2 protein-coding genes are annotated in these 710 nt (G+C 60.8%); one reads left to right on the top strand and one right to left on the bottom strand.

Annotation, left to right across the window (positions count from 1 at the left end; all coding sequences use genetic code 11):
- Positions 1-400: LysR substrate-binding domain-containing protein (locus EN935_RS38865; protein ID WP_245489182.1), on the top strand; the 400-nt coding region annotated here is incomplete at its 5' end.
- Here the strand turns inward: EN935_RS38865 and EN935_RS38860 are convergent.
- The coding region (locus EN935_RS38860; RefSeq protein ID WP_164771868.1) for an aminotransferase class V-fold PLP-dependent enzyme at positions 375-710 on the bottom strand (336 nt) is incomplete at its 5' end. The genes EN935_RS38865 and EN935_RS38860 overlap by 26 nt on opposite strands.

The following is a 710-nucleotide window of genomic DNA, read 5'->3' as shown; positions in this document are numbered from 1 at the left end:
GCTCTATTGCGGGCGCAAACACCCCTTGTTCGAGGAAGCGCTGTCGTCGATCGCAGCCGACCGACTGTCCTCGGCAAACTTCGTGCGTCGCGGTTTCGTGGTCGAGAAGCACGAAATGGTTGAAACCGGCTGGGCGTCCGATGCGATCTCCATGCACTTGGAGGGTACGCTGCACCTCATCGCCACCGGCCTCTACATCGGCTACCTGCCGACCCACTATGCCGAGCAATGGGAAACAGGCGGAGATCTGCGCCGCATCAACCCAGCCGACTATCTGGTGGAATGGCCGATCCACGCAATCTGGCGCCAGTCGGACCGCCAGTCCGCGGCGCTTGCCGCGTTTCTGGAAGACCTTTTCGCAGCTTCGGCCGAACTTACCGGCCGGAGAGCACCTCCTTGATCGCTGCAATCAGAGCCTCGATCTCCTCCATCGAATTATAGTGCAAGAGCGAAATCCGGGCGGCGCCGTCGTGCATGCCGAGGGCCGCCAGGCAACGTCGGCTGTAGAAGCTGCCGTAGGCGATCGCGAACTTTCGCGCAGCAAGCGCCTCCGCAAACTCCCGGGATGACCAGCCCTTGACGGTGAATGCGACTGTTGGCATTCGCACCTGCCGATTGCCGGTTTGTGGACCGAATACCCGGATTTCCGGCCGTGAGACAAGGAATTCGACCAGTTTGCGTCCCAGCAGGTCTTCTTGTGCTTCAAACAG

Origin of the sequence: Mesorhizobium sp. M7D.F.Ca.US.004.03.1.1, assembly GCF_003998635.1 — a bacterium.
Lineage (GTDB): Bacteria > Pseudomonadota > Alphaproteobacteria > Rhizobiales > Rhizobiaceae > Mesorhizobium > Mesorhizobium loti.
This window is presented reverse-complemented; position numbering and strand designations above follow the sequence as displayed.